The sequence below is a fragment of the Helicobacter rappini genome, assembly GCF_900198625.1.
Taxonomy (GTDB): Bacteria; Campylobacterota; Campylobacteria; order Campylobacterales; family Helicobacteraceae; genus Helicobacter_A; species Helicobacter_A rappini.
In genome coordinates this window covers 1-6266 of the sequence record NZ_FZPK01000042.1, presented here as the reverse complement: position 1 = coordinate 6266, position 6266 = coordinate 1, and the positions used below count along the sequence as shown (strand labels likewise).

Genomic DNA, 6266 nt, shown 5'->3' with positions numbered 1-6266 from the left:
GTTTTGTCGATTAGGTTGTCAAGATATAACGCTCCTAAAACATCATAATATTCTATTTCTTTATCCTGAAAAATTATTTTATACTCCTCTGTGTGCGTATGAAATATTTGCATAAAAAGATGTGGGTCATATTGTAGGATAAAGCGTGTAAATTCCATTATTGCTGATTTATAGTGTGCCGATATTATGTCGCCTATCGACTCTTCCCAACTTAATTGTAGCCCACTTCTCTTGCCCACTCGTTCTTCATCGGTATACATTTCATTATTGTATTTCTGTATTTCCTCATCTGCCTGCTCCACCTCATTATTTCTTTCTTTTATCATTTCTTTTGCTATTTTTTTGATTGTTGCCTTTTTATCGTCTGGAATATTTTGCATTATGATATGATAGTAACTTGTATAAAAGTTATCCAAGACCGCATTATATCGCCAACGACCAAAACAAATCAAAGTTTCTGCGGTATTGGTATCTTTATCGCAATCAAAGCTCGGTAATGGTTCGTCCTCCCATTGATATATTATATTATCACTTCCTGCTCTTATTTTATCTAGTGGGGCAATTTTATCAAAAGGATTTTTGCTTGTGCTTTCCACATTAGCAAACATTGTGGCTATTACCAAGCACATAAGTATTAACTTTTTCATAATACTTCCTTTAAAAATCTCTAAAAATGTTAGCATTTTTGATTCTTGTGTATTGCTTAACTCTTTCATCTAAACCATTATAGCCACCATTAACTTTTTTGGTTATTTGCTTGACTATTTCATTGGCATTATTGCTAGTTTGTTTATCTGCAATCTTATAACACTCTGTGTGATTCCAAAACCACACCGCACTAAGCAAAGCTATCTTGCCATTATCAAGCAATGCTTTTCTATGTTCCTCATTGTTTAGGAAGTCTTTGGTATCGTTTGGATAATGCTTGTTATAGTAGGATTGGAATCTTGTGTAGTTGCTCCTCCCTGTAAGCTGTATTACTCCTCTACCTCTAAAGTTATAACCATCGCCTTGCTGTGTATTGCCTAGTTTATTGCTATCCGAGCGATTCTCATCAGCATAGACTTTATTAGCCAAAGTTTGTGTTTGAGCCTTTTTATCCCCCCTCTTATTTACTATATGATTCGCTATCGCTTGAGCGATGAGGATAAAAGCCTTATTAGATTCTGTGCTGTATGGTATCTCATAGTTTGCACCCTGTGCTAGAGAGATTGCAGCGTGTCTAAAGGCGAGTTGGATTGCAGGGTAAGACTGATATTCTTTAAAAGATTCTATAAGCTCTATGGGGGAGTAGGCTTTTTTAGAATCAAATTTCTTTTTAGATTCTGCTTTTAGTGTCTTTTCTATCTCTGTGGCGTTGGTGCTTTGGCTTATTGCTCCATTGGTTTTAGGCAAGGGATTGAGGCAAGTGCTTGTGTAGTCTTGGACTAAATCTTTGATAGCTTTGGTAATATTTGCCTTATACTTACTTGGTGCTTTGTCTAAGATGTCTTTCATATTGTAATCATCTGGCTTTGTGGCTCTGCCATCATTGAGAGCTTCTTTGATTCTCTCTTTGTTGGCAAAATAATAGCTGAAAGTATGCACTAACCCTCTAACATGATAATACAACCCCTCTTCTAGCCTAAACGCACTACCTCCAACTTCTACATAGCATTGGGCAAAGAAATGCTCTAGTCTTGCTCTTGTATCAAGATTGTAGTGCATATACATGGGTTTATTGTCTTGCATTCTATTTAGCTCCTCTACCATTTGGGGTAACATAGTATCCATTCTTGTTTTAGCATTACCCACTGCTTTATTATATTCAAATACTTCTTTTAGCATATCTAGCGTGATTTTGTAGCATAAACGCACACAGAGTGATACTTTGTCATTTTCATTGAGTGTGAGTAGGGCTGTGAGAATTGCTAGGTTGTCAAATGTTGTATTATCTATATAGATTTTAGTATCCTCTTGTGTGGATTGGGATTGTGTTGTTGAGCTTTGGTGTGTGGATTCTTGCTGTGCAGATTCTTGTGCAGATTTATGAATCTCTAGCGTTTTGTTATGAGCATTGCTGATGAGTAGATGAGAATCTTTTTTAGTGATTGTATAAGGTGTGTCTATATTATCAAAATGCGTGATGAGATAGGGCATAATGCTATGTTTGATAGCAAAGTCTTTGTTTTTTTCTTTATCTTGCATAATAAGCCTAGCAGTGCCATATGAAAGCTCTAGTATAGGGTATTGGCTTATGGTTAGGATAGCATGAGGAGTGCCATAGCTTGTAGTATAGGCTGGAGATTTTGTGTATGCAAAAATGATAAGTTGTTGATTATCTTTGAGATAATCTGTTATTTCTTTTTGTGTGTTATTTTCTGTGATAGTGTAGGTAAATTTTGCATTGAGATTAAAGCTTATGATTCTATTGCTTGGTGTATGTGATGTGAAAGTAAGTGGTTGTGCTTTTGAGATTGGAAGGAGTGGATCATTTAGGGATTTTACAATATAGCTATATTGTATTTTTGGGAGTTTGCCCTCATTTTGCTTTGCATTATATCCTTTAAGTGTGGTTTCTACATAGATAGTTTGCTCCTGTGGTGTTTGCGTGTGAGAATCTACTTGTGCCATAACTATCTCTTTTTGTATCTCTTGGTTATCTTGATGTTCTTTTTTATACATTGCAATACTTTCAATAGCTATGCTAAGATTTAGGGATAGTGGAAAAGCACTAGGTTTTGTAGTATGGTGTAATGGCACACAATGGTTGTGATTATCTAATACATACTCATCAGAATCTATGGAAAAATATATATGCTTTGCTAATTCGTTATTGGCTATCTCAAGTTCAAATGTCGCTATGCCTTTGGTGTTTGTGGTAGCCGTTATATCTTTATTATCAATGCGTAAAGTGAGATTAGCAATATTGCCTTTGCCCTTTAGCATTGGCTTTATATAGCATGTTATATTTCTTGTATCAGCCATTATTGTATCCTGTTTATAATATCAAGTCCTTACATCTTTATTTGCTATGTATTTCTTTGTGCTCTATGTTTTAATGCGTATCTCTGATTCATTATCTGCTCCCCCTTATTCTCTACTCACTCTTAATCTCCCCACCTTTTACTACAAGCCCATTAGAATCTATAACTACTTCAACTCCACCTGCTTTTATTATAACAGAGTCTCCCTTAGCAATGATTTGGGTATCGCCTACTTGGTGGAGGATTTGATTGCTTGTAGTATGTATAATGTCTGATTGTGCATTCATATAGATAGAATCTGATTCTATACTTGTAGAATCTTGAGCTTGAAAAGATAGGGTTTGAGAATGGGTGTATAAGCCTTTTTGTGTAGAGATGTTGCCTTGTGATTGTGAGGTAATATCAAGATTGCCTCCTATATATTCCTGCTTATCCCCTAGTATTATTGCTAGTAGTTTGTTCATTGTTGCTCCTTAAAAATTGAGATTGCTACCATCGTATAAATGGTATTTTGATCCTTTTGGTTTTGTAAAAAAGTCTGGCTTGGTTTTATTATTAACATTTTTATGCCTTTAGGTATCCTCTTATTTCTTGCAATACTTTCTCAATCGCAAGATTCTAAGCTTTTTGCCAAGCGTTTATCAAAGTGCAATGATACTTCTAGATTAACATCTTGCAGTTTTTGCGTTTGTCTATCATATTCTACAAAGCCTATTGTTCCTGTGCCCTGAAATTCATCGTTCCTAGAATCTTGCCAATCAAAAAACAATCTAGCAAGAATTATGCGTTTATCCCAAGTGTCAAATTCAAATGAAATATGTTCCTTAACCCACTCTATACTTTTATCCCCACTCCAAGATTTGAAATCAAAATCACTGCTTTTGACAAGATTAACAAAAATCTTTACACAGCGCAAATTTGTAAGATTCTCATCAAAATATACCTGCGTTAGCTTGGCTTCTTGTGTATATCCTAAGCTTATGAATAAAGCAAAAACTATACATAGTTTTTTCATTGCGTGTTGTCCTTTTTAATTTCATCAATTATACGAGCCTTAATTTGCTCAATAGCCTTTTTGTATGCTTCTTGTGCTTGCGTTTGAGTTGAATGCCACCTTGCCCAATTCCCATTATGTTTATTAATATAGTAAGCTTTATATTCCATTCCTGCTAAAACGGAGGGCATTACCACAAATTGTTTCTTTTTATCTTTGACTTGGGGGTTTCCACCTTGCTCACTTAAGCCCTTACCCTCAAAAGCTGACCATATACCTATTGGTGTATAACTTGGATTTTGCTCAAAAAATTTACTATCCCAACCATAATATGGTGGTTTCCCAAAAACCTCCATACCACCTGTTCCTGTATGTTTATATTGTCCAGATGTAAAATGTGCAGTTTCGCTTCTATACATTTTTTCAATGATTTTTGCCATTTCTTCTCCATATTTATTATAAATAACTCTTAAGGCTTCTTTTGCATCTTCTATGGAATAAATCTTATTGCTTTTTCTTTCCTCATACTCCACCTCTAGTTTTATAATGATTCTACCTTTATCATCTTTGATAGATTCTAAAACTTCTTTATATTCTTGTTTTAGAGATTCTAAAGTATTAAAAAATCTAGTGTCTTCTTTGCTTAAGTCTATCCCTCCATTATCGCCATAGCTTTCTCCTCCATGAATATAGAAATTCTCTCTTTGTGTGGTGGATTCTATTGTATTGGTGCAGTCTTTATCAGTATAGATAGGGATATTGTATGTGCCCCATTGTTTTGCTCCCTCTTTATTTCTTGAGAGGGAATACCAAGTATTATCATAAGTTCTTATGCCACTCTGTTTATTATCATTATTTCGGACATAGCACATATTTTTCGCACTCCCCAAACATACACCATTGAATTGAATTATCATCTAAAAACTTTAAACTATATTTATCTTGAGGATTATGTTTCATAGCATCAGTAAACAGAAAAATAAATTCATCTCCCTGAAGTATTATATTATCTTTAGAATCTTGTATTTCCAAAACTATGCGTTCCATAGGGGTATAAGCTATTATGCTCCTACTTTCTCTATCAAATTGCAATCCTTGCTCCTCAAACCATTCTTTATTCTTGCAAGTTTTTATTATCAATGATGTATCTGTATCATACACAACAAATCTTTTGTCCCAAAAACTCCTGCCTTTAGAATCTACTATATCCAAATTATTTGCATATAATCCGCATAGGTAGATACAGAGTAAAACCATTGCTTTCATCGTATATTCCTTCTAATTTGAGTTACGACATAAAAATGTTTGGAAGGAATTTGTGATTGCCCTCTTAAAGAATAATCATTTTGTAAAAATAAACGATTATTGTCGTTTGAGCCAGCCTTATATTGTTTTTCATTAATGGAATTTGTTCCCACATCATAAAATAGGTAATACAAGTTCTTTTCATCATATCTTCTACCCACAATAACAATGTAGTGGTCTGTCGTGTAGTCTGTTTTGTTGGGATAGTCTATCTTACCATTTTTTAATTTTATTTTTCTATCAAACTCATAATCTACTCCCACTAATACAGGATAACCAGATTCTAATTCAGAATCCAAATATGCTATACCATCTTTTGCAGTTTGAACATCTACCACAAGATATTCGCTTTGATTTGTTGATTGTAAAAGTTTTTTGTTTTCTTTAGCTACTTGGAATCTAGTTATTGGTGAAGCAGAATTGCTACTTAACCCAGAATTTACTAAAATTTTTTTGCAGGTATCAAAACATGCTGTTCCCCCACCGTTATCAAACTGCGAAATCCACTCTACAACTCCACCATTTGGCGTTCTTTTTCCTCTCAAATCAATCTCGCTCTTCCTTTCCCCATACCCCACCTCTAACCTTACCACACTCACTTTATATTGACTTTTGTATTGTTGTAGTATGTGTATGAGTTTGCAAAAGTCATCATCAATGAATATTTCAGGATTGATAATGTTTTGTGTATTAGTGTTGGTTATCGTGGCTATATTGCTATTGTGTGTATTGAGGATAGTGAGTCTATATTTCTCTCTTGGACTTATGATAATTGGCAGAGTATTGAGATTTATTGTATAGTCTTTAGATTCTAGAATTAATTCTTTTGGATTACTAAGATTAAAAGGATTAAGGGCAAAGATTTTATCCCCTTTCACTTCCCCCCACTCTAATATTTCTAATTCATTACCATTGAATCTAAGCGACAAAGGAGGATTATAGTCTAGTTTGGTATGGGTGGCATAATTCTTTACTTTATAGGCTGGTGTCTTTTGGTAGGC

At 34.3% G+C, this 6266-nt stretch carries 7 protein-coding genes; all 7 read right to left on the bottom strand.

Annotated elements, in window-relative coordinates; translation table 11 throughout:
• On the bottom strand, nt 1–647 hold a 647-nt coding region (locus C6H17_RS12540), incomplete at its 3' end, for a hypothetical protein (protein ID WP_199768869.1).
• A gap of 10 nt (nt 648–657) precedes the next feature.
• On the bottom strand, nt 658–2967 hold the full coding sequence (locus C6H17_RS13025; protein ID WP_233714110.1) for a glycoside hydrolase family 19 protein: 2310 nt from the start codon (nt 2965–2967) through the stop codon (nt 658–660).
• A gap of 112 nt (nt 2968–3079) precedes the next feature.
• Nucleotides 3080–3430 carry a hypothetical protein gene (locus C6H17_RS08710; protein WP_005220037.1) on the bottom strand — a complete coding sequence of 117 codons (351 nt, stop codon included), beginning with the start codon at nt 3428–3430 and terminating at the stop codon, nt 3080–3082.
• 140 nt (nt 3431–3570) lie between these two features.
• Nucleotides 3571–3981: a hypothetical protein gene (locus C6H17_RS08705; protein WP_005220038.1), complete on the bottom strand. Its 411-nt coding sequence runs from the start codon at nt 3979–3981 to the stop codon at nt 3571–3573.
• Complete coding sequence (locus C6H17_RS12535; protein WP_020995765.1) at nt 3978–4832, bottom strand: hypothetical protein; 855 nt, start codon at nt 4830–4832, stop codon at nt 3978–3980. Before C6H17_RS12535 ends, C6H17_RS08705 begins: the two co-directional genes overlap by 4 nt.
• Nucleotides 4813–5226: a hypothetical protein gene (locus tag C6H17_RS08695; RefSeq protein ID WP_005220040.1), complete on the bottom strand. Its 414-nt coding sequence runs from the start codon at nt 5224–5226 to the stop codon at nt 4813–4815. The genes C6H17_RS12535 and C6H17_RS08695 overlap by 20 nt, the downstream gene beginning before the upstream one ends.
• Nucleotides 5223–6266, bottom strand: a 1044-nt coding sequence (locus C6H17_RS08690; protein WP_104731402.1) for a TIGR02594 family protein, incomplete at its 5' end; no start/stop codon positions are given. The genes C6H17_RS08690 and C6H17_RS08695, both read right to left, overlap by 4 nt.

Excerpts from the sequence above, each read along its gene's own strand:
- C6H17_RS13025 (WP_233714110.1), bottom strand. The coding sequence starts at position 2,967 with ATGGCTGATACAAGAAATATAACATGCTATATAAAGCCAATGCTAAAG.
- C6H17_RS08710 (WP_005220037.1), bottom strand. The coding sequence starts at position 3,430 with ATGAACAAACTACTAGCAATAATACTAGGGGATAAGCAGGAATATATA.
- C6H17_RS08705 (WP_005220038.1), bottom strand. The coding sequence starts at position 3,981 with ATGAAAAAACTATGTATAGTTTTTGCTTTATTCATAAGCTTAGGATAT.
- C6H17_RS12535 (WP_020995765.1), bottom strand. The coding sequence starts at position 4,832 with ATGTGCTATGTCCGAAATAATGATAATAAACAGAGTGGCATAAGAACT.
- C6H17_RS08695 (WP_005220040.1), bottom strand. The coding sequence starts at position 5,226 with ATGAAAGCAATGGTTTTACTCTGTATCTACCTATGCGGATTATATGCA.